The sequence below is a fragment of the Devosia sp. P2_G7 genome, from assembly GCF_056403495.1.
The window spans coordinates 102,793-120,538 of the sequence record NZ_JBFUFI010000006.1 but is presented as its reverse complement, the minus strand read 5'-3'; the positions used below and the strand labels follow the sequence as shown (position 1 = coordinate 120,538).

Genomic DNA, 17,746 nt, shown 5'->3' with positions numbered 1-17,746 from the left:
GGCCGGGCGCTTCCGGCCGCAAAACTGCCTTAGCTCGGAGGCTGGACGTGGACCTCAAGGACCCCATCGTCGGCACCGCCGTACTCTGGTTCTTCGGATATCTGCTGTTGCTGATCTTCCTGAGGATGCGCCCCGCCGGTCGCTGGCGAGTTGCAGCGATCATCGCATCGATCGCAGTGCTACTCGGTCCCCCCGCGCTGATCATTCTCTACGCCCTGACCTGCGGAAACCCAGGCTGCGGAATCGTCACGATCGCCGTGCTGCCCTACCTGCTGGTTGTCCTCCCGATCCTAGGGGGGATCGCGTTCTTTGTGTTTGATATGCGGCCAGACCGATGGAAGCGTGGGGACTAGCTCCCCCGCGTCCCCCTTCTCACCGCCCGCAGCAACATCGCGCTCAACTCCGCCTCGCTGGCCGCAAAGCTTCGCGCGTCGCTCGCCGTCACGTTGAACGTCACGTTCACCGCCCCGCCGCCGCCGCTCGCCACGCCCAGCCGCCCATCACTGCCCCGCGCCAGCGGCAGGATCGCCTCGGCCCCGGCCTCGCCCGCCAGCCCCAGCCCGCGCCCCAGCGGAAAATACGCCGGGCTCGCCAGCACGCCGCCTTTGGCGAACGGCGTCACCGCCGGGTTGGTCATCTGGAACAGGCTCTCGATCGCCCCGCTGACGAGGTTGCCGATCGGCTGGAACGCCGCCTTCAGCGCGATGTCGGCAAAGCTCCGCGCCACCTCGCCCAGCACCGATTTCAGCGATTTGCCGTCGAGCACCGCGCCGCGAAACGCGCGGCTCAGCGAGCGCCCTACCCCATCGGCCAGATCACCAATCCGCTCCAATTCCAGCGACACATCGCCAAGCGCCTCGACGCTCGATCCAAACGCGTCCGCCATCACCTCACCTCATCGGGAAACGCCGACATCAGCCGGCCGAGTACCTCGCGCCCCGGTGCCCCGCCCCGCGCCCGCCCGCTGGTCGCCTCGAACGCCGCCGCGAGCTCGCGCGGCGTCAGCCCCCAAAACTCCTTCGAGCTCAGCTTCAGCACCCCGAAGCCCAGCTGCATCGCCTCAGTCCACGGAAACGCCCTCATGCCGCCTCCCCGAATGTCGCGCGAAGCAGCCGCGCCGCAATCTCCGCCGCGCCCTTCAGCCCGCCCTCGATCGCCATCCGCGCCAGGTCGTCATCGGTCACCGCGTTGCCGCCGCCGCGCAGCCCCGCCCCGATGATCGCGGTCAAGTCCCGCGCCGAAACCCGCCCCGAGCTGAACCGTTCGCTCAACCCGACCAAATCCCCCGCCTGCAACCGCGCCTCGAGTTCCGCCAGCGCTCCCAGCGTCAGGCAAAGCACCCGCTCTTCGCCCTCGAACACGGCCGAGATTTCACCCCTCTGTGCGTTCGCCATCACGCCACCGCAAAGCTCAGTTGCCCGGCGCTCTCCAGCGCCAGCTCAAACGTCACCTCGCCGGCATGGTCGGCCGAAAACTCCAGCGCCACGATCTGGAACGGCCCTTCGACCGTGCCGAAATCGGGCAGGATCAGCTGCCAGTTGCGGATCGTCCCGGCGAAGAACAACGAACGGATCGTCGCGTCCGACGCCTGGTCCTTGAAGATCCCCGACCCCGCCACCGCAGCCCGCTTGATGCCGCCCCCAGCCAGCAGCTCGCGCCAGCGTCCAGCGCTCTCGGCGTCCGTCACATCGATCGCCGCCGCGTTGAACGCGAGGCTTCGCGAGCGCAACCCCGCCACCGTCGCAAAGCTCCCCGACCCGGTCTGGTCGAGCTTCAAAAGCATGTCCTTGCCGCTCTGGGCCGCCATGTCAGGTCCTCCTCAATTGGGTTCGGTGAAAAAGCGAAACGCCACCGCCGCCCGGGCCTGCCCGGTGTCAGCATCAATCGCCGTATCGGTCCGCTCGTGCTGCCGATGCGTCACGCGGATCGCAGCGGGCGACAGCCCCTCGGCTACCGCCACGACGCGCTCGGCAATCGCCAGCGCCGCCCGCCGGCTCGGCTGCCCCGCCCAGACATGCAGCGTCACGCGGTGCTCATGGCCGGGCGCGATATCCCCATCGCGCGGCAGCAGGTCGTGGCGGGCGATGGCGACATAGGGAGGTGTTGCCCCTTGAGGCGGCGCATCGAACACGCCGACATCGACAAGCTCGGTGTCGGCCTTCAACGCAGCCACCAGCGCAGCCTGGAGTTCGATGATCGGATGCGTCACCCCACCACCCCCGTCTCTACACACGCGCAGCTCAGCCACGCCCGCCGCCCGTTCATGTCCCCCGCCGACACCACGCTCAGCCACCGCCCGCGATAGCCGAACCGGTCCCCCGCCTTCACATCCGTCCGAAACCGCACCACCACCGAGTGGCTCACCGCCACCCCGCGCGCATCGCCCTCGGTCACCTGCCGCCCGCTCAGTGCCCGCACCCGCGCCCAAAGCGCTGTCACCGGGACGAACAGCACCGCGTGCCCACCCTCGTCCTCGCCGGTGGTCTCGCGCCGCTGCAGCGCAACGCGATCAGTGAGGCTCCCCACCGCCGGCGCTGCCTCGCTCAAAGCCGCACCTGCCGGTAACCCGCAACCAGCCGCTCGAACCCCGCCGGCGCCACCGCGTCTGCCACCGCGTCGCGATGCTCGAACCAATGCGCCACCAGCGCCAGCACCGCCTGCTTCAAATCACGTGGCACGTCGGCCGCCGCGCCAAACCCGGCGACATAGTCGATCTCGATCCCCAGCCGCTCACGCAGCCCCGGCATCCCGGCCACCGTCTCCGGCAGCAGCAACCGCGCCGGCGCCACGCCCGCCTCGGCCTGAAACTGCCCGAGCGAGATCACGTGCTCATCGTCCTGCTCGTCGAACACCCGGATCTCGGTCAGCTCGAGCAGCGGCGCCACCGGCAACCGCACCACGCGCTCCACCGGCCACGCATCGAGCACCAGCCGCCAGCCCTGGCGCACCAGCGCTCGCCCGGTCGTGCCCTCGACATGCAGCCGCGCCGCCGCAATCAGCGTCGTCACCAGCGCATCCTCGGCGCTGGCATCGAGCCGCAGGAAAGCCTTGGCCTCGACAAACGAAACCGGCTCCTCCGCGGGTCCCGCGAGAAGATAGGAAATCATCGGATGTCCTTGGAAATGAAGAGAAAAGGAGCGCCCGCGGCGCTCCTTGCGGCCTTCGGCCGATCAGCTCACCGCGAATTTGAGCAGCTTGATCGCGTCAAAGTCCTGCACGCCGCCGCCCACCCGCTTCGTCGTGTAAAACAGCACATACGGCTCGGCCGAATACGGATCCCTCAGCACATTCACCCCCGTGCGGTCCACCACCAGATACCCCCGCCGGAAGTCGCCGAACGCGATCGGGGTCGCCGCGGCGGCCACATCCGGCATGTCCTCGGCCTCCACCAGCTCGAACCCTAGCAGCGTCGCCTTGGCGCCGGCAGAAGCCCCCGGCGACCACAAATAGTTGCCGTCGGCGTCCTTCAGCTTCCGCACCGCGGCCTGGGTCTTGCGGTTCATCACCCAGCTGGCATTCTGCCGGTAGCCGGCCTTCAGCGCGTAGACGAGATCGATCAGCACGTCGCTGGCGTCGCCCGCCGGCCAGGCGCCCGACCCGCCCGTCGCGATGTAGCCGAGCTTGTCCCAAACCCAGGCGCTCTCGGCCACCAGCGTTTCCGTCAGGAACCCCTTGGGCTTGTTGGTGCCGTTGCCGTTGACGAAGGCCGCCGTCTCCTGCTCGGCGAACGCCGCGTTCACCTCGTCGGCGATCCACTGGCCGACATCCACCGCCGCATCATCTAGAAACGCCGAAGTCGCCGCCGGCATGGCGTAGAGCTCGGCGGTGGGGAAATCGATCAGGTCGATGGTCTGCGAATTGGTCTGCGGACGGCTCGCCGTCTCCGCCACCCAGCCGACCGCCGGCCCGGTCAGCGTCACCGGCTTCTTGTACACCGTGGACGAGACGTTCCGCACCGAAGCGATGGCGCGGATCGGCGACACCGCCGTCAGCCGCCGCGTGATCTCGCTCTCGGTCTCCGCCGGCACCAGGTAGCCGCCATCCGGGTTCGAACCGATCGACAGCGCCTTTTCCTCGCCGCGCTTCACATAGGCCGAGAACGCGTCCTTGTACTCGTCGCCGAGGTCGGGCCGCCCCGCCTCCAGCGCCGGTCGCGCCTTCTCGAGGCTCAGCCGCTCCATTGCGGCCTTGGCGCCATCGAGCGCCTGGTTCAGCCGCCCCAGCTTTTCCTCGGTCAGCGCATCGGTCGCGCCGCGCTTTTCGAGTTCCTGCAGCCGCCCGTCATTGGTGCGCTTGAACTCCTCGAAGGCGCTCATGAACTCCGAGAACATGCCGTCGGAATCCCCAGCGCTCGCCTTGATTTCAAGGCGCTCGGTCATATCGGTCATCGATTTTCCTCTATTGCTTCAGAAGCGAAATGGCCGCGCGCAGCGACCGGTCATGCCCAGCCGCACCGGGCGAAATGCGGGCATCCGCCAGCATCGGAAACGTCACGATGGAGATCTCCCACAGGTCGATCGCCCACAGTTTGCGGTGCCCACCCCGCGCCTCGCGCGTCGCCCGTTCGGTGCGAAAGCCGATCGACAATCCATCGATCGCTCGCCGCTCAATCAACCGCCGCAACGCATCGGCCCGCGGCACCCCCGGCACCAGCCGCCCCTCGACCCACAGCCCGAACCCGTCCTCGCGCGCCACGTCCCAGATGCCCACCGGCTCCTTCGGGTCGTGCTGGAACAGCATCCGAAGCTTTGCCGCGCCGCGCCGCGCCAGCGATTTGGCGAATGCCCCCGGCATCACCAGGTCGCCCGCATCGTCGAGCCGCCCGAACACGCTCGCATACCCCGCGAACCGCCCGCGCTCGTCGATCGGGATCGTCCCGCTCACGGTTTCGGCCCCGCCGCAGGCCGCGGCTTCACCGCTCGCCTAACCGGCTTCGCCAGCGTGCCGGCCAGGTGCCAGGCAAACTGCCGGAACACCTCTCCGGCCATGTGCTTATCCGTAGAATTGCCCTTTGCGCCCATAGGCTTATTTCTCCCGGCGGAACAATTGATTCAGCGTCGAAATCTCTTTGACGAAGTCGTTGAAGCGGCGGTTCGCAGCCACCAGCTCCTTCAGCGTCCAGACGAGCAGCCCCGTCGCCCCCGTCGCCCAAAGAAACAGCGCCAGATGCGCCAGGTCCCCCCGCGTCACGATCGATTTGGTGAGCTCGTCCATGATGGCCTCCGTGGTTAGGTGTAGTGCTCGGCCGCGCCCCAGCACCGGCTGTCATCCCAGCGGAAGCTGGGACCCATGCCGCCGCTTGAGCCAGCCGAGAGTTGGACCCCGGCCTTCGCCGGGATGACATCTGTGATGGGCGGGACTGTCGCGTTTCCCACCTTCTCCCCTCGCCGGAACGCAGCTACGCTCGTCCCCGCATGCTCTGAGGAGGAGGACCAATGAGCACGACAACCAACACCGGCTCCCGGGCCATCGACGTCCGCTTCGGCACCGCCACGCTTGAAGTGAAACTCGAAGACGGCCGCGAACTGATCGCCCCGCTCTCCAACTACCCCCGCCTCCGCGACGGCCCACCCGCCGCCCGCCTCAACTGGCGCTTCACCGGCAAAGGCGAAGGCATCCACTGGCCCGATCTCGACGTGGATATCTCGGTCAAGGAGCTGGAGTAATCGGCTAACCGATCCCCAGCATCGCCCGCTTCTCCTCATCGCTGAGAAAATCCGCACCCCCGACGCGCGCCCACAGCGCTACCCTGTCCTCGGCCAGTGCCTCCACCCCATCCAGGTCCGGCACCAGCGTCACCCCGCCGAACCCCGGCGCAAGCCAGAAGCTCAGGTCGTCCGCCACGCGCCGCACCAGCGGGATCACCGTGCCGCGCCAGAACGCCCGGTTGGCCTCGGCATAGTTGGCGCAGGTGTTGTCGCCCGGTAGCCCCAGCAGCATCGGCGGCACCCCAAACGCCAGCGCGATCTCGCGCGCCGCGGTGTGCTTCAGCTCGATGAAATCCATCTCGGCCGGGGTCAGCGCCATCGCCTTCCAGTCGAGTCCGCCCTCCAGCACCATCGGCCGGCCGGCGTTCTTTGCGCCCTGGAACCCTGCCTCCAGCTCGTCCTTCAGCCGGGTGAACTGCGCCTCGGTCAGCGTGCCGCTGCCGGCCGAATAGACCAGCGCCCCGCTCGGCCGCGCCGCGTTGTCGAGCAGCGCCTTGTTCCACTCGGCCGCGGCGTTGTGGATATCGAGGCTCTGCGCCGCCGCCTCGAGCGGCGCCATGCCGTAGTGGTCGTCGAGCGGGCGGAACAGTGCCAGGTGCAGCAGGCCCGCCACCGGCTTGCTGTCGAGCCGCAACTCCACCGTCCGCCCGCCGGCAGTGTAGGCATAAGCCGCCGGATACCCGTCCCGTCCCAGCACCACCTTCACCCGGTCGGGCCGCAACAGATGCAGCTCCCGCACCGCCCCATCGACAATCCCGGCCGCCAGGTAGGCGTTCCCCGCCGTCTGCAGGTAGGCATACACCGCCTCCAGCAGCTCGCCGCTCGATTGCCGCGGGTTGGGCCGCCGGAGAAGCTCCAGGACCGGATGCTCGCTCAGTCGCCTGCCGCCCTCCTCCGCCTTCAGCGGCACGCGGTTCGCCGCCTCGGCGATCATCCGCACGCAGCGATGCACCACCGGGTTTCTGGCGTAGCCTGCGTTGGCCAGACTCACGAACCCCCGCCGGCTCCAGCTGGCGTCCCCCAGCGCCGTCAGCGTCATCAAACTCTGCGGCCCGCCGGACTTCCGCTCGGCCGCCATCGCCCCGCCAAGGCGGGTGAACCAGTTGGGCATTCCCAAATCCTTGTCCTAAAAGCTCCGCACCCGCGGTACCGCCACCACCGGCATCAGTTCCGTCAGCGCCCAGACCAGCGCATCCACCCGGTCCGGCGAGTGTCCCTCTGCCAGCCCGTCCGCACCGAACGCGCACATCTCGTCCTCGAGCGCCGTCAGCCCCGGCCGGTGCGTCACCCGCCCGTTGGCGTAAAGCGCCGCCACCGGCTCGGCCCGCAGCCATTTGCCGCGGCTCGCCCGCACCTCGCGCACCGGCACGTTCCGGTCCTCCTGCGCAATCACCGCTTTCACCATATCGCCGCCCTGGTTCACCTCAGCGACGATGCAGTCTGCGCCATATTCGTGGAACGCCGACACCGCCCGCCTCGCCCAGGCATCGGGCGCCGCCGGTGCAAAGCTCATGTCCGCCAGCACCACCGCCCCCTCGCCAGCTCGCCCGGCCACGACTATCCCGCATGCATCCGAGCGCTTGTGCCCGCTCACCGGCGGATCCACCGCCACCACGATCCGCTCCAGCGGCCCATCATCAGCCACCCGAAACACCGCCCGCGACCAAAGCGCATCCGGCCGATCCTCGATCAGCTCACCCTCGAGCTCCTGCCGCCCGAGCACGGTGTTCTCGTAACGAGCGACGATCGCCTTGAGGAACGCCTTGGCCAGATTGTCCTCGTTCTGCCGCGTCGCCATCCGCGTCACCACGGTCAACGGCTCCGCGATCAATCGCCGGATCAGTGGCGTTGTCCGCGGCGTGGTGGTCGCCACCTGTCGCGGCCGGTCGCCCACCCGCAGCCCGAACTGCAGCATGTCCCAGGCCGCCTCGGCGTTGGGCCATTTGCCGATCTCGTCGCACCAGGCCGCCGCAAACTGCGGGCCGCGAAACCGCTCCGGGTCCGACGCGCCCAGCAACATGCCCTCGACACCACCAGGCCACAGCAGCGTGTGGCCCCGGATGATTGGCCGCTCGTCCTGCGGCGTCACCTTCAGGATCCCGCTCTCACCGCGGACCATTATTTGCAGCGCCTCGGTTATCGTCTCGCCGACGATGGCGATCGGCCCGATCTGTTGCGCCGCCAGACGGCGCACCCATTCGGCGCCGGTCATGGTCTTGCCCGAGCCGCGCCCACCCATCAGCAGCCAGGTGTTCCAGTCGCCGGGCGGCAGCTTCTGCTCGTCGCGGCTCCAGAATTCCCAGTCGTGGGCGAAAGTGCCGAGCTCGTCGTCTTCGATCGCTGCCAGCAGCGCCCTAACTGACTTTGAGAGCATCCAGCCGCTTTGCGATCTTGGAGCGGAGTTCCGTCATCTCCTTGCTCTGTTTCGGTGTCGGCGGCTTGCCCCTCACTCTTGTCTCGAGCGCGATCAGCCGGTCGAGCGTTGTCGTCAGCCGACCCAGCAGAGCCGTTTGGCGCGTCCCATCGCTGTCGCTCATTCTGTTCTCCACGATGCGGTCGATCTCAAGTTCGACAGCGAGCATGAGCTTGCCGACGATGATCCTGCGGTCCAGCTCGCCGGTATCGACTTCGACATCCCACTTCTTCTCCCTGATGTGCCGCGCCAGCCGCTGCGGCGTGATGCCGTGCTCAGCGCAGATCCGGTTGCGCGTCAGCTCGCCCAGCTTCACCTGCAGCCGAACCACCTCCCAGGGGATCTGTTCGTCCGAAGGCAACCGTCTCTCCAATGGCTCGTTGATCCCGCGACCGAGGAGGCACCCATGCCATCCACCGTGATCGCCGATATGGCGTACGACCCGGAGACCCAGACGCTCAGCGTCTGGTTCCGCCCCTCAGGCCGCCGCTACGATTATTTCGAGGTGCCGGCGGTCGAGTACGACGCGCTCCGGCACTCACCGTCCAAGGGTCGCTATTTCAACGCCCACATTCGCGACGGCTACGAATTCACCCAGTCGGACCGCGCCGAGCCACACCCCCGGCTCCAGCCCCACTTCTCCGACCGTAGCTGAACTATACCCGCCCACCGTGACGCGGGGATTCGATGGGTGAAAGAAAATGATAACCGATTGATTTCGCTGGAAATTCTACAGCATCACTCCGCATCAAACAGCGTCAACTGCACCCCGTCTGGCGCCTCCAACCGCGAGTTGGTCGACCTGAACGGAGTCGGCCGCGGCGTACCCAGCACCTTGGCCCCCGCCGCCTCCAGCATGTCGGTCACGGCAGGCACATCGTCGAAGCGCAGCGCCACGCGGAACTGCCCGCCCATCGCCCGACCCACCTCGATCTTGTCGATGAACTCGGCGTGCTTCCGGTCGCTGATCTCGAGCGTCGCGATCCCTGCCCCGAGGATCGCCACATGCCCGTCGTCGTCCCCGACCGAGATCTGCTCCTTCAGCCCCATGGTGTCCCGCCAGAACGCCACCGCCCGCTCGAAATCGTCGACGGTGATGACGAGGCGGAGTTCATGCACGGTGTTGGTCATTCGATCCCTCCAAGTAAGTCCGAGCGAAGGCCTCAGGCCGCCTGCATGATCCCGCAACTACACCCACTCGCCTGCAGCGCCTCCGCGGCCACTTCGACGAACACCCGCCTGAACCACTGCGCCCGCCCATCCGCCCGGTCCACGCGCCGGTACAGCAGCGACACCGGCGCCGCTTCCAGCGCCACCGGCGGCGCCGAAATCGCCAGCCCATGCAGCGTCGCCATGCAGCGCGCAATCGACTCAGGGATCGTGGCGATCGCCGGCATGGCGCTCAGCGCCGTCGGCAACGCCGAAAACCGCGGCACCGTCGCCACCACCGAGCGGCTGCGGCCGACCTTCTTCAGCGCCGCGTCGACATCGCCCATCATATCCCCCTCGAACGACACCGCGATATGCGCCTCGCGAGTGAAATCCTCGAGGCTCAGCGGCGCCTTCAGCTTCAGCTGGTGCGGGTCGTAGATCGAAATCGAGGATTGGTTGAACAGCGGCTGGCGGATGTGCCACGACGCCGGCTCAGGGTGCACCGACACGCTGAGGTCGAAATCCCCATCGTCGAGCTGTTGCCCCGGTTGATGGCTGTGCGCCGCCACCGACACCAGCCTCGCCCCGGGCGCCTCGCGCCGGATCCGCGCCGCCAGGGGCCCGAAGAACGCCGTCTCGAGGTTATCGCACATGCCGATGCGGAACGTGCCCTCGAAGCTCCGTGGATCGAACGCCTCGGGCACCCGGATCGCCCGCTCGATCGAACCCAGCGCATCCTCGATCGCCGGCGCGATCTCGAGCGCCCGCGGCGTCGGCTGCAGTCCGCGCCCGACGCGCACGAACAGCTCATCGTCCAGCGCCTCGCGCAGCCGCTTCAGCGCAGCCGAGAGCCCCGGCTGCCCCAGCAGCAGCCGTTCGGCGGCGCGGCTCACGTTGCGTTCCTGCATCAGCACCGAGAAGGCCAGCAGCAGGTTCAGGTCGATCTTGCGGAGGGCGGTGTCATTCATCATTGCCAGTGATACCTCGCATGATCACTATCAATTTGCAATATGGATGGCAGGTCGTCAGTTTCCGCTGCCTCTGCCGTCCGGCGCGGACCTCCCTTCGCGACGCCGGCATAGCGAAAGGGATAATTTCGATGACCTCCACCAAGATCGGAGGCGTCGCCGGGCTGGCTCTGTTGCTGCTCTGCGCCGCCAACTTCCTCGACGCCATGGACGTTTCGACCATCGGCGTCGCCCTCCCCGCCATCCAGGCCGAACTCGGGCTGCAGCCGAACGTGCTGCAGTGGGCGGTAAGCGCCTATGTGCTCGGCTATGGCGGCTTCCTGCTGCTCGGCGGCCGCGTCGCCGATATCTTCGGCCACCGCCGCGTCTTCCTCTGGGCGCTCGGCATCTTCGCCGCGGCGTCCATCGCCGGCGCCTTCGTCGATTCGGGCCCGACCCTGATCGCCGCCCGCTTGATCAAGGGCATCGCCGCCGCCTTCACCGCGCCGGCCGCCCTCGCGCTGCTGCTCAACGTGTTCGGCGAAGGCCAGGCCCGCGCCAAGGCGCTCGGGCTCTTCGCCTCCACCGGCGCGGCCGGCTTCGTCCTCGGCATGGTGCTGGGTGGCGCGGTCACCGTGTTCAGCTGGCGCGCCACGCTGGTGATGGCCGGGCCGGTCGCCCTGCTCGTCCTGTTTATCGCGCCGTTCGTCCTCCCGCCCGATCAGAAGAGCGGCAAGTCGCGCGCCTCGTTCGACTGGGCCGGCGCCATCACCATCACCCCGGGCCTGTTGCTCTTCGTCTTCGGCGTCACCAATGCCTCGGCCGCCGGCTTCGCCGCCCCCCTCACTTGGGGCCCGCTCGCCGCCTCCGTGGCCCTGATCGTCATCTTCCTCATCGTCGAGGCCCGCCATCACGATCCGATGGTGCCGCTCTCGATCTTCAAGCGGCGCAAGCTCAGCCACGCCAACATCGTCGCCGCGCTGTTCCAAGGCGTCTATGTCGGCTTCCAGTTCCTCGCCACGCTCTACTACCAGCACGTCTATGGCTGGTCGGCTTTCGCCACCGGCTTCAGCTTCGCGCTCGGGGGCGCCTGCGTCATGTTCCTCGCCCCGCGTCTGGCCGGCCTCGCCCAGCGCAAGGGCACCACGCGGCTGATGGCTGGCGGCGTCGCGCTGCAGGCTGCCGGTTACATCTTCTGGGTGCTGGCCATCGGCCGCTTCGATCCGATCACCCTGGTGATCATCTCGCAGCTGCTGCTCGGCCTCGGCTACGCCGCCACCTATCCCTCGGTGCAGGTCGCGGCCCTCTCGGACGTCGAAGACGACAAGTCCGGCCTCGCCTCGGGCCTCTTGTTCGCGTCGTTCCAGATCGGCGGCGGCATCGTCTTGGCGGCGGTCTCCGCCATCTTCACCGCCGCCCCCGGCTTCAACTGGGAGCCCTACATCGCCGGCGGCACATTCGTCGCACTGCTGGCCGTGGTCACGACCCTGATCGCCGCGTCCGGCCCCCGCGCCAGCCGCAGCGTCCCGAGCGCCGTCCCGCAGGCGGCGGAGTAAGCACCCGCACCCCACGCCCAGAAGCGGCGTGGGGTGTCAGCAGGGCCATAACGCTACGAACTGCCCTCCGAACCATCTCTTCACCCAGGCGCGCCGGATGTCGTATGGTCAGGAGGAGGTTCATCATGCAGACCCGCCCGTTTCCGCCCGCCCCGCATGCCCGATCGCCCGCAGGGGCAGAGGTCCGCTACCTGATCGGCGGCGACACGGGCGACATGATCCACTCCACCGTCCCACCGGGTCAGGTCAACCGGGCCACCGTCCACGCCACCGTGAGCGAGTTCTGGCACGTTCTCTCGGGCGAGGGGCAGATCTGGCGTCGCGACGGCACGGGTGAGGAGACGACCGAGCTAAGGGCTGGCGTATCCATCGACATCCCGGTCGGAACCGCCTTCCAGTATCGCTGCACCGGCACCGACCCGCTCGAGTTCCTCTGCATCACCATGCCCCGCTGGCTCGGCGACCAGGAGGCCACGATCATCGAGGGGCCCTGGACACCGAATGCCCCCAAAGGTTGGCCACCTGAGTCAACACGCTAGACGGCCCTGCTGATGGCACTGGGCGCGCCTTGACTAAACATATGCACGACAATACATATGCATCATGATGCAACAAAGCGTATTCCAGACATTGGCCGATCCTACGCGGCTTCGCATCGTCGAAGCGCTGGCAGGCGGCGAGCAGGCAGTGGGTGACCTCGTTCGTGCCGTGGACATCGATCAGTCCGGCGTTTCGCGGCACCTGCGGATCCTGGGCGAAGCTGGCTTCGTCACGATGAGGCCTGATGGGGCGAGGCGCCTCTATTCGCTCCGACCCGAGCCGTTCCAGGCGATCGACGACTGGGTTGGGAGCTATCGCAAGCTTTGGGAGAGCCGGCTCGATCGCTTCGACGCAGCCCTGGCTAGGCGCAGCTCGCGGCAACCCGAGGGGAAGAAGTGATGGCGCACGCCAGAGAGCTCGGTGCGGAGACCATCAGGTTCGAGCGGGTCTACAACGCATCGATCGAGGACGTCTGGGCGCTGTGGACGACGAAGGAAGGGCTCGAGGAGTGGTTCGCCCCCGAGGGAATGCGCTTCGAGGTGTCGATCCTCGAGCTGTGGGTCGGCGGTGCGTTCGATCACGTGATGACCGCGGTGGGTACTGAGCAAGTCGCCTACCTCGCGAACCTCGACAGGCCGCTGTCAGTCTGGGTAAGCGGTCGGTTCCTGGAGATCGAGCGCCACCGTAAGCTGCGCATTCGCTTCGACATCGACTTCGTCCCTGGCGTCGAGTCGTATCCCTACGACATGGCGGTCGAGCTCCGCGCCGAGACCGGGCAGGTTCGGATGATCCTGACGGCCGATCGTCACCCGGACCCCGAGATGACACGCGGCGCAATCGTCGGACTGACCAGCCAGCTGCAACGCTTCGACCTGGCCATCGCGGCACGAGCGACAAAGGACCAGCGACCGTAATGCGCCCTCTTCTCTACTCCATCAACGTGACGCTCGACGGGTGCGTCGACCACAACGCCATCCCGGCAGATGAGGCACTGCAGCAGGAGCAACTGCGCGCGACACATCTCCACGCCACTGAAAGCCTCGGCCGAGCCGACGCCCTGCTCTTCGGTCGCGTCACCTACGGAATGATGGAAGGCGCGTGGCGCCTGGCGACGCGGACCAGCACGCCGCCTGACTGGACGGAGCCTTTCGCGCGCAGCATCGACGCGATGAAGAAGTACGTCGTTTCGAGCACGCTCGACTGGGTCGACTGGAACGCCGAGCTCCTGAGCGGAGACCTGGCCGAGGCCGTCCGGGCGCTCAAGCAGCAACCGGGCAAGGCGCTGCTCACGGGGGGCGTGAAGCTTCCGTTGGCGCTGGCGGAGCTGGGGCTGATCGATGAGTACGAATTCGTGGTGCAGCCCAGACTTGCCGGTCATGGACCGACGTTGTTCGCCGGACTCTCCAAGTACATCGAGTTGAAGCCCGTCGACCGCCTGGAACTCAGCTCAGGCGCTGTGGTGCTGCGCTACGAGCCGAGAAGGTAGTGGGTGAGCACCCGACAATGAACCACGGTTCGCGCCGGAGACGATGCCCGCTTCTAGCGTAGCGGACGAAGGTCTGCTTATGGCCCACAGCGGCCATCCGGAACGCTGCTTGACCGAGCCAAGAGCTCCCTTCGCCGGCCGTAGCGGCCCGCGGCTATGCCTCGCCGCCAGCATGGACAGACACTGCATTCGCCAGTCGTTCCCAGCTTCGATCGCCAGCTCGTCCGCGTCCGGGCTTTCTTGATCTGCCGCGCTCGTCTCGACGTCGTCGATCGGTCTCACTTGACAAAAACTGAATGCGATCATATTTGATCTCAATCATCAATGATGACAGTCTGAAATTGACCTGACGTCATCCACCGAGGAGCTCACCATGAACGCCCACTTCCACCCGAACGACACCACCATCATTGCCTATAAGGACGCCCCGGCGCGCACGATCACGGCCGGCGGCGTCACCTACGCCTACCGCGAGCTGGGACCGAAGGGCGGGGTTCCGGTCGTCTTCTTTGTCCACCTCGCCGCCAACCTCGACAACTGGGACCCGCGCATCATCGATCCGATCGCGAAAGGCCACCATGTCGTCACCTTCGACAATCGGGGCCTTGGCGCCTCCACCGGCCAGGTGCCGGACAGCATCGAGGCGATGGCGGATGATGCCTTTACCTTCATCAAGGCGCTCGGCTTCGAAAAGATCGATATCTTCTCGTTCTCGCTCGGCGGGATGGTGGCGCAGGCCCTCGTGGTCAAGCACCCCGACCTCGTCCGCAAGCTCATCCTCACCGGCACCGGCCCTGCCGGCGGCAAGGACATCGACAAGGTCGCGGGCGTCACCTATTTCGACATCCTCCGCGCCACCGTGACTCGGTCGGACCCGAAGGAGTTCCTGTTCTTCAACCGCAACGCCAGCGGCAAGCCCGCGGCACGCGCCTTCGTCAACCGGCTGAAGGAGCGTACGAGGGACCGCGACGTACCCGTGACGCTCAAGGCGTTCGGTACGCAGCTCAAGGCGATTGCGAAGTGGGGGCGCTCGGCCCCGGCTGACCTCTCGCAGATTGCCCAGCCCACGCTGATCGCCAATGGCGACAATGACCGGATGGTGCCCTCGATTCTCTCGACGGACCTGCACCGCCGCATCAAGGGATCGGAGCTGATCATCTACCCGGACTCGGGCCATGGCGGTATCTTCCAGTTCCACGAGAAGTTCGCCCCTGTCGCCGTCCAGTTCCTCGATCGCTGAGGGGGAAGAGAAGATGAGCACGACATTCAGGAAGCGCTTCTCGTCATCGATCCTGTTGTGGATGCGCGCCGATCAGCCCCGTGAAACTGGAATGAACTACTGGAAGGGCCCGCATTCCAAGATCATCTCCGCCGCTCCGGGCTTGGATGAGTACCTGCAAGTCCACCTTGCGGCGACAAACCCGGGCCTGTGGCCGGCGACGCCGGGCATCGAGACGGCGATCCCCGCCGGGCGCAAGATCGACGGCGTCGCCCAGGTCGCGTTCCAGTCGGTGTTTTCGGTGCTGGCGGGGCGCGAGCAAAACAAGCTGGCATTCAAGGACGAGATCAACGTGTTCAGGCGCACGCTGCTCTATCTGGGTCTGCCGAACTGGTCCCGCTGGTACGACGTGGCGCGACCCGGTGAGAAGGTGGGCACCCGTGTGCTCTTTTATGTCAGGCGGCGGGACGGCGTCAGCGGCGGCGCGTTTCGGAAGTTCATCAACGATGAGCTGGCGCCCGCTCTCGCCGGCACCGGAGCACTGAAGGAACTGAGAACCCAGACTTTCCTACCCTGGAGCAAGAGCCTGTGGGATACGCCCAACGTTGCGCATGACAACCCGGCCGATCAGCGGTTCCACGCCTCGGTGATGCTGGGCTTCGCCGACGCAATCGAGCAGGAGGCGTTCCTCGAGAGCCGCAAGCTCACGGGCCTCTCGACCTCACTGGCCCGCTTCGCCTCCGCGGTCCATGCCTACCAGGTCGCCGAGGCGCTGACCTTTGTGCGGGACGGCGCCATCCTTCCGCACTATCAGGAGTAACTGGTGAGAACTCGAGAAGGACAAGGCATGCCAGTCGACGCCCAACCGATCGGACGCCGCGAGCGGAACAAGCGGGACAAGCTGGAACGCATCATCGCCGCCGCACGCCAACTCTTCGACGCGTACGGCGTCGAGGCGGTGACGACCCAGCAGATCGCCGACAAGGCCGATATCGGGACGGGAACGCTGTTCCTCTATGCCAAGAGCAAGAGCGAGCTGTTCCTGATGGTGCAGAACTCGAGCTATGCCGAGGCGCTCGAACAGGGCCGGGCCGACGCGAAAAACATTCCCGGGATGGTCGAAGCGCTGATCGCCATCATCCGCCCGATCGTCGAATGCAACCGCACCCATGTCGAGAACGGGCGGAGCTACCTGCGGGAACTCGTCTTCGGCGACCCCGAAGAGCCGCATCATCGGGACGCGCTTGCTCTCACCGTTCAGACTGAACTGGAGGTGGCAGCGGTGATGCGTCGTGACGGGCGCATCAGTTCTGAGGACGCGGCCGCGCTGGCACAAATCGTTTCGGCGGTCATGTTCCTCAGCATGGCGGCGACGGTTAACGCTAACCGGACCGTCGACGACATCATCGCTGAGGTGGCCAACCGGCTGCGGGTCATACTGCCCCACTAACTCGCGAACGCTGCTGCAACAACGCGACGTAATCGCGGCGGAGCAAGGCACTTCCAACCTTCGCTCCGGGGCCGGGGCGGAGACCATCCAGAGGCGCCGTGTCGCTGCGCGGTATCCTGCAAAACGGCGACAACATTGACCGCAGCGACTCTGGCTCCGAGAGCCCGGGCGGCGGAGGTGGCGGCGAAGGTGGCGGTAAGGAGGATGAGGGCAGCCCTTGCGGACCGGACGGCTGTCTCTACTAAGATACCCTGGTTGGCGCTGGCGGAGCTGGGGCCGATCGATGAGTACGAATTCGTGGTGCAGCCCAGACTTGCCGGTCATGGACCGACGTTGTTCGCCGGGCTCTCCAGGTACATCGAGTTGAAGCCCGTCGACCGCCTGGAACTCAGCTCAGGCGCTGTGGTGCTGCGCTACGAGCCGAGAAGGCAGGGCGTAAGCGCGCGACGATGAACCACGGTTCGTGATGGATGTCCGCTTCTGGCGGGAAACGGACGTTTCACGAAGGTCTGCTTCTGGCCCAAAACGGACATTTCCTTTGCCGCATGTCGGCTCAGGGATTCCAGCATCTGTTCGAATATTCCAGGATGTGCTAAAGAAAAGTGCGGCGAATACGTTTGGTGGGTGGACAGATGTCAACACCTAGACGTTTCCAGTGGCTCAAGTCGCTCTTATCCCTGATACTGCTCATCGGACTGTCGACACCCACGCCAGCTGAGGATGATGGTATCCCGGAGATGAGCGTGGTTGAGATGGCATTCTGGATATGCCTGCAAGACACTGAAGCAACAATAACTGACAGCGCTGCTGAGTGTTGTGATGGAGCAGCGTGCTACATTTGCCTTAGGGACTTTTCAGAATGTTGGATAACTACCGATTCCAGCAGCAGTTCGTCGCAAAAGACGGAGCGCGCGTCTCTGGGGCTGGATATTAAGCCGATGCAGGAAGGCCCACACGAGGGTCAGTTGCAGAGCATTTGCAGCAGTGTAAAGGCAAATTTCACGAACTTGAAAGGTTTTGGCTATTCGTGCGTGAAGCCCAACTGCAATGGTAAGGGCGACTATTGCTCGATCATCTGTCATGGTGATCGCCGCTGTACAGCCGGGACGCCCGACGCCATCAGAGGCGCCGTGTCGCTGCGCGGTATCCTGCAAAACGGCGACAACATTGACCGCAGCGACTCTGGCTCCGAGAGCCCGGGCGGCAGAGGTGGCGGCGAAGGTGGCGGTAAGGAGGATGAGGGCAGCCCTTGCGGACCGGACGGCTGTCTCTACT

At 66.3% G+C, this 17,746-nt stretch carries 27 protein-coding genes; 12 read left to right on the top strand and 15 right to left on the bottom strand.

Annotation, left to right across the window (positions count from 1 at the left end):
* Positions 1-47 precede the first annotated feature (47 nt).
* Complete coding sequence (locus AC1DWU_RS11945) at positions 48-353, top strand: hypothetical protein (RefSeq protein WP_477150202.1); 306 nt, start codon at positions 48-50, stop codon at positions 351-353.
* Here AC1DWU_RS11945 and AC1DWU_RS11940 read toward each other — a convergent pair.
* From AC1DWU_RS11940 to AC1DWU_RS11895, 10 genes are all read right to left on the bottom strand, one after another.
* Complete coding sequence (locus AC1DWU_RS11940; RefSeq protein ID WP_477150201.1) at positions 350-886, bottom strand: phage tail tape measure protein; 537 nt, start codon at positions 884-886, stop codon at positions 350-352. The two genes, AC1DWU_RS11945 and AC1DWU_RS11940, sit on opposite strands and share 4 nt — an antisense overlap.
* Positions 886-1,083: a rcc01693 family protein gene (locus AC1DWU_RS11935; RefSeq protein WP_477150200.1), complete on the bottom strand. Its 198-nt coding sequence runs from the start codon at positions 1,081-1,083 to the stop codon at positions 886-888. Before AC1DWU_RS11935 ends, AC1DWU_RS11940 begins: the two co-directional genes overlap by 1 nt.
* Positions 1,080-1,394 (bottom strand): gene transfer agent family protein, encoded by a 315-nt coding sequence (locus AC1DWU_RS11930; protein ID WP_477150199.1) that lies wholly within the window; start codon positions 1,392-1,394, stop codon positions 1,080-1,082. The genes AC1DWU_RS11935 and AC1DWU_RS11930 overlap by 4 nt, the downstream gene beginning before the upstream one ends.
* Positions 1,394-1,807 (bottom strand): phage major tail protein, TP901-1 family, encoded by a 414-nt coding sequence (locus AC1DWU_RS11925; RefSeq protein WP_477150198.1) that lies wholly within the window; start codon positions 1,805-1,807, stop codon positions 1,394-1,396. The genes AC1DWU_RS11930 and AC1DWU_RS11925 overlap by 1 nt, the downstream gene beginning before the upstream one ends.
* Positions 1,808-1,819: 12 nt before the next feature.
* Positions 1,820-2,209, bottom strand: coding sequence for a DUF3168 domain-containing protein (locus AC1DWU_RS11920; protein ID WP_477150197.1), 390 nt, complete (start codon positions 2,207-2,209; stop codon positions 1,820-1,822).
* A complete protein-coding gene (locus AC1DWU_RS11915) occupies positions 2,206-2,547 on the bottom strand; it encodes a phage head closure protein (protein ID WP_477150196.1) in 342 nt (113 codons plus the stop codon). The genes AC1DWU_RS11920 and AC1DWU_RS11915 overlap by 4 nt, the downstream gene beginning before the upstream one ends.
* Entirely contained in the window at positions 2,544-3,107 is a 564-nt protein-coding gene (locus AC1DWU_RS11910; RefSeq protein WP_477150195.1) for a head-tail connector protein, read from the bottom strand. The genes AC1DWU_RS11915 and AC1DWU_RS11910 overlap by 4 nt, the downstream gene beginning before the upstream one ends.
* 63 nt (positions 3,108-3,170) lie before the next feature.
* Entirely contained in the window at positions 3,171-4,388 is a 1,218-nt protein-coding gene (locus tag AC1DWU_RS11905; protein WP_477150194.1) for a phage major capsid protein, read from the bottom strand.
* Between the two features lie 10 nt (positions 4,389-4,398).
* Positions 4,399-4,884: an HK97 family phage prohead protease gene (locus tag AC1DWU_RS11900; protein ID WP_477150193.1), complete on the bottom strand. Its 486-nt coding sequence runs from the start codon at positions 4,882-4,884 to the stop codon at positions 4,399-4,401.
* A 141-nt stretch (positions 4,885-5,025) separates the two neighbouring features.
* Positions 5,026-5,214 (bottom strand): hypothetical protein, encoded by a 189-nt coding sequence (locus AC1DWU_RS11895; RefSeq protein WP_477150192.1) that lies wholly within the window; start codon positions 5,212-5,214, stop codon positions 5,026-5,028.
* Between the two features lie 221 nt (positions 5,215-5,435).
* On the opposite strand from AC1DWU_RS11895, the gene AC1DWU_RS11890 reads away from it, so the two are divergent.
* Complete coding sequence (locus tag AC1DWU_RS11890) at positions 5,436-5,666, top strand: DUF2442 domain-containing protein (RefSeq protein WP_477150191.1); 231 nt, start codon at positions 5,436-5,438, stop codon at positions 5,664-5,666.
* 4 nt (positions 5,667-5,670) lie between these two features.
* Here the strand turns inward: AC1DWU_RS11890 and AC1DWU_RS11885 are convergent, their stop codons facing one another.
* The 3 genes from AC1DWU_RS11885 to AC1DWU_RS11875 are packed head-to-tail and all read right to left on the bottom strand — an operon-like array spanning position 5,671 to position 8,482.
* Positions 5,671-6,819, bottom strand: a complete 1,149-nt coding sequence (locus AC1DWU_RS11885) for a phage portal protein (RefSeq protein ID WP_477150190.1) — start codon at positions 6,817-6,819, stop codon at positions 5,671-5,673.
* Positions 6,820-6,834: 15 nt separating this feature from the next.
* Positions 6,835-8,082: a DNA-packaging protein gene (locus tag AC1DWU_RS11880; protein WP_477150189.1), complete on the bottom strand. Its 1,248-nt coding sequence runs from the start codon at positions 8,080-8,082 to the stop codon at positions 6,835-6,837.
* On the bottom strand, positions 8,063-8,482 hold the full coding sequence (locus tag AC1DWU_RS11875; protein ID WP_477150188.1) for a hypothetical protein: 420 nt from the start codon (positions 8,480-8,482) through the stop codon (positions 8,063-8,065). The genes AC1DWU_RS11880 and AC1DWU_RS11875 overlap by 20 nt, the downstream gene beginning before the upstream one ends.
* A 45-nt stretch (positions 8,483-8,527) precedes the next feature.
* Here AC1DWU_RS11875 and AC1DWU_RS11870 point away from each other — a divergent pair, with 45 nt between their 5' ends.
* The gene (locus tag AC1DWU_RS11870) at positions 8,528-8,776 is read left to right on the top strand and encodes a KTSC domain-containing protein (protein WP_477150187.1); all 249 of its coding nucleotides are present in this window, start codon (positions 8,528-8,530) and stop codon (positions 8,774-8,776) included.
* An 83-nt stretch (positions 8,777-8,859) separates the two neighbouring features.
* Here AC1DWU_RS11870 and AC1DWU_RS11865 read toward each other — a convergent pair whose 3' ends face one another.
* Positions 8,860-9,252, bottom strand: a complete 393-nt coding sequence (locus tag AC1DWU_RS11865; RefSeq protein ID WP_477150186.1) for a VOC family protein — start codon at positions 9,250-9,252, stop codon at positions 8,860-8,862.
* A 32-nt stretch (positions 9,253-9,284) separates the two neighbouring features.
* Positions 9,285-10,244 (bottom strand): LysR family transcriptional regulator, encoded by a 960-nt coding sequence (locus tag AC1DWU_RS11860; RefSeq protein ID WP_477150185.1) that lies wholly within the window; start codon positions 10,242-10,244, stop codon positions 9,285-9,287.
* A 128-nt stretch (positions 10,245-10,372) separates the two neighbouring features.
* Between AC1DWU_RS11860 and AC1DWU_RS11855 the strand changes: the two genes are divergently transcribed.
* The 9 genes from AC1DWU_RS11855 to AC1DWU_RS11815 all read left to right on the top strand — a co-directional run bounded on the left by AC1DWU_RS11855 (position 10,373) and on the right by AC1DWU_RS11815 (position 16,924).
* Positions 10,373-11,776, top strand: a complete 1,404-nt coding sequence (locus AC1DWU_RS11855) for an MFS transporter (protein ID WP_477150184.1) — start codon at positions 10,373-10,375, stop codon at positions 11,774-11,776.
* A 125-nt stretch (positions 11,777-11,901) separates the two neighbouring features.
* Positions 11,902-12,315 carry a cupin domain-containing protein gene (locus tag AC1DWU_RS11850; protein ID WP_477150183.1) on the top strand — a complete coding sequence of 138 codons (414 nt, stop codon included), beginning with the start codon at positions 11,902-11,904 and terminating at the stop codon, positions 12,313-12,315.
* A gap of 64 nt (positions 12,316-12,379) precedes the next feature.
* Positions 12,380-12,715 (top strand): ArsR/SmtB family transcription factor, encoded by a 336-nt coding sequence (locus AC1DWU_RS11845; protein WP_477150182.1) that lies wholly within the window; start codon positions 12,380-12,382, stop codon positions 12,713-12,715.
* On the top strand, positions 12,715-13,230 hold the full coding sequence (locus tag AC1DWU_RS11840; RefSeq protein WP_477150181.1) for an SRPBCC family protein: 516 nt from the start codon (positions 12,715-12,717) through the stop codon (positions 13,228-13,230). Before AC1DWU_RS11845 ends, AC1DWU_RS11840 begins: the two co-directional genes overlap by 1 nt.
* A complete protein-coding gene (locus AC1DWU_RS11835) occupies positions 13,230-13,802 on the top strand; it encodes a dihydrofolate reductase family protein (RefSeq protein WP_477150180.1) in 573 nt (190 codons plus the stop codon). Before AC1DWU_RS11840 ends, AC1DWU_RS11835 begins: the two co-directional genes overlap by 1 nt.
* 373 nt (positions 13,803-14,175) lie before the next feature.
* Positions 14,176-15,042 (top strand): alpha/beta fold hydrolase, encoded by an 867-nt coding sequence (locus AC1DWU_RS11830; RefSeq protein WP_477150179.1) that lies wholly within the window; start codon positions 14,176-14,178, stop codon positions 15,040-15,042.
* A 13-nt stretch (positions 15,043-15,055) separates the two neighbouring features.
* Positions 15,056-15,841 carry a hypothetical protein gene (locus AC1DWU_RS11825; RefSeq protein WP_477150178.1) on the top strand — a complete coding sequence of 262 codons (786 nt, stop codon included), beginning with the start codon at positions 15,056-15,058 and terminating at the stop codon, positions 15,839-15,841.
* 27 nt (positions 15,842-15,868) lie between these two features.
* The gene (locus AC1DWU_RS11820) at positions 15,869-16,471 is read left to right on the top strand and encodes a TetR/AcrR family transcriptional regulator (RefSeq protein ID WP_477150177.1); all 603 of its coding nucleotides are present in this window, start codon (positions 15,869-15,871) and stop codon (positions 16,469-16,471) included.
* A 135-nt stretch (positions 16,472-16,606) separates the two neighbouring features.
* Entirely contained in the window at positions 16,607-16,924 is a 318-nt protein-coding gene (locus AC1DWU_RS11815) for a hypothetical protein (RefSeq protein WP_477150176.1), read from the top strand.
* Positions 16,925-17,746: the final 822 nt, after the last annotated feature.

Excerpts from the sequence above, each read along its gene's own strand:
- AC1DWU_RS11860 (WP_477150185.1), bottom strand. The coding sequence starts at position 10,244 with ATGATGAATGACACCGCCCTCCGCAAGATCGACCTGAACCTGCTGCTG.
- AC1DWU_RS11930 (WP_477150199.1), bottom strand. The coding sequence starts at position 1,394 with ATGGCGAACGCACAGAGGGGTGAAATCTCGGCCGTGTTCGAGGGCGAA.
- AC1DWU_RS11840 (WP_477150181.1), top strand. The coding sequence starts at position 12,715 with ATGGCGCACGCCAGAGAGCTCGGTGCGGAGACCATCAGGTTCGAGCGG.
- AC1DWU_RS11835 (WP_477150180.1), top strand. The coding sequence starts at position 13,230 with ATGCGCCCTCTTCTCTACTCCATCAACGTGACGCTCGACGGGTGCGTC.
- AC1DWU_RS11935 (WP_477150200.1), bottom strand. The coding sequence starts at position 1,083 with ATGAGGGCGTTTCCGTGGACTGAGGCGATGCAGCTGGGCTTCGGGGTG.
- AC1DWU_RS11865 (WP_477150186.1), bottom strand. The coding sequence starts at position 9,252 with ATGACCAACACCGTGCATGAACTCCGCCTCGTCATCACCGTCGACGAT.
- AC1DWU_RS11830 (WP_477150179.1), top strand. The coding sequence starts at position 14,176 with ATGAACGCCCACTTCCACCCGAACGACACCACCATCATTGCCTATAAG.
- AC1DWU_RS11910 (WP_477150195.1), bottom strand. The coding sequence starts at position 3,107 with ATGATTTCCTATCTTCTCGCGGGACCCGCGGAGGAGCCGGTTTCGTTT.
- AC1DWU_RS11855 (WP_477150184.1), top strand. The coding sequence starts at position 10,373 with ATGACCTCCACCAAGATCGGAGGCGTCGCCGGGCTGGCTCTGTTGCTG.
- AC1DWU_RS11820 (WP_477150177.1), top strand. The coding sequence starts at position 15,869 with ATGCCAGTCGACGCCCAACCGATCGGACGCCGCGAGCGGAACAAGCGG.
- AC1DWU_RS11880 (WP_477150189.1), bottom strand. The coding sequence starts at position 8,082 with ATGCTCTCAAAGTCAGTTAGGGCGCTGCTGGCAGCGATCGAAGACGAC.
- AC1DWU_RS11885 (WP_477150190.1), bottom strand. The coding sequence starts at position 6,819 with ATGCCCAACTGGTTCACCCGCCTTGGCGGGGCGATGGCGGCCGAGCGG.
- AC1DWU_RS11895 (WP_477150192.1), bottom strand. The coding sequence starts at position 5,214 with ATGGACGAGCTCACCAAATCGATCGTGACGCGGGGGGACCTGGCGCAT.
- AC1DWU_RS11850 (WP_477150183.1), top strand. The coding sequence starts at position 11,902 with ATGCAGACCCGCCCGTTTCCGCCCGCCCCGCATGCCCGATCGCCCGCA.
- AC1DWU_RS11845 (WP_477150182.1), top strand. The coding sequence starts at position 12,380 with ATGATGCAACAAAGCGTATTCCAGACATTGGCCGATCCTACGCGGCTT.
- AC1DWU_RS11870 (WP_477150187.1), top strand. The coding sequence starts at position 8,528 with ATGCCATCCACCGTGATCGCCGATATGGCGTACGACCCGGAGACCCAG.
- AC1DWU_RS11890 (WP_477150191.1), top strand. The coding sequence starts at position 5,436 with ATGAGCACGACAACCAACACCGGCTCCCGGGCCATCGACGTCCGCTTC.
- AC1DWU_RS11940 (WP_477150201.1), bottom strand. The coding sequence starts at position 886 with ATGGCGGACGCGTTTGGATCGAGCGTCGAGGCGCTTGGCGATGTGTCG.
- AC1DWU_RS11905 (WP_477150194.1), bottom strand. The coding sequence starts at position 4,388 with ATGACCGATATGACCGAGCGCCTTGAAATCAAGGCGAGCGCTGGGGAT.
- AC1DWU_RS11825 (WP_477150178.1), top strand. The coding sequence starts at position 15,056 with ATGAGCACGACATTCAGGAAGCGCTTCTCGTCATCGATCCTGTTGTGG.
- AC1DWU_RS11925 (WP_477150198.1), bottom strand. The coding sequence starts at position 1,807 with ATGGCGGCCCAGAGCGGCAAGGACATGCTTTTGAAGCTCGACCAGACC.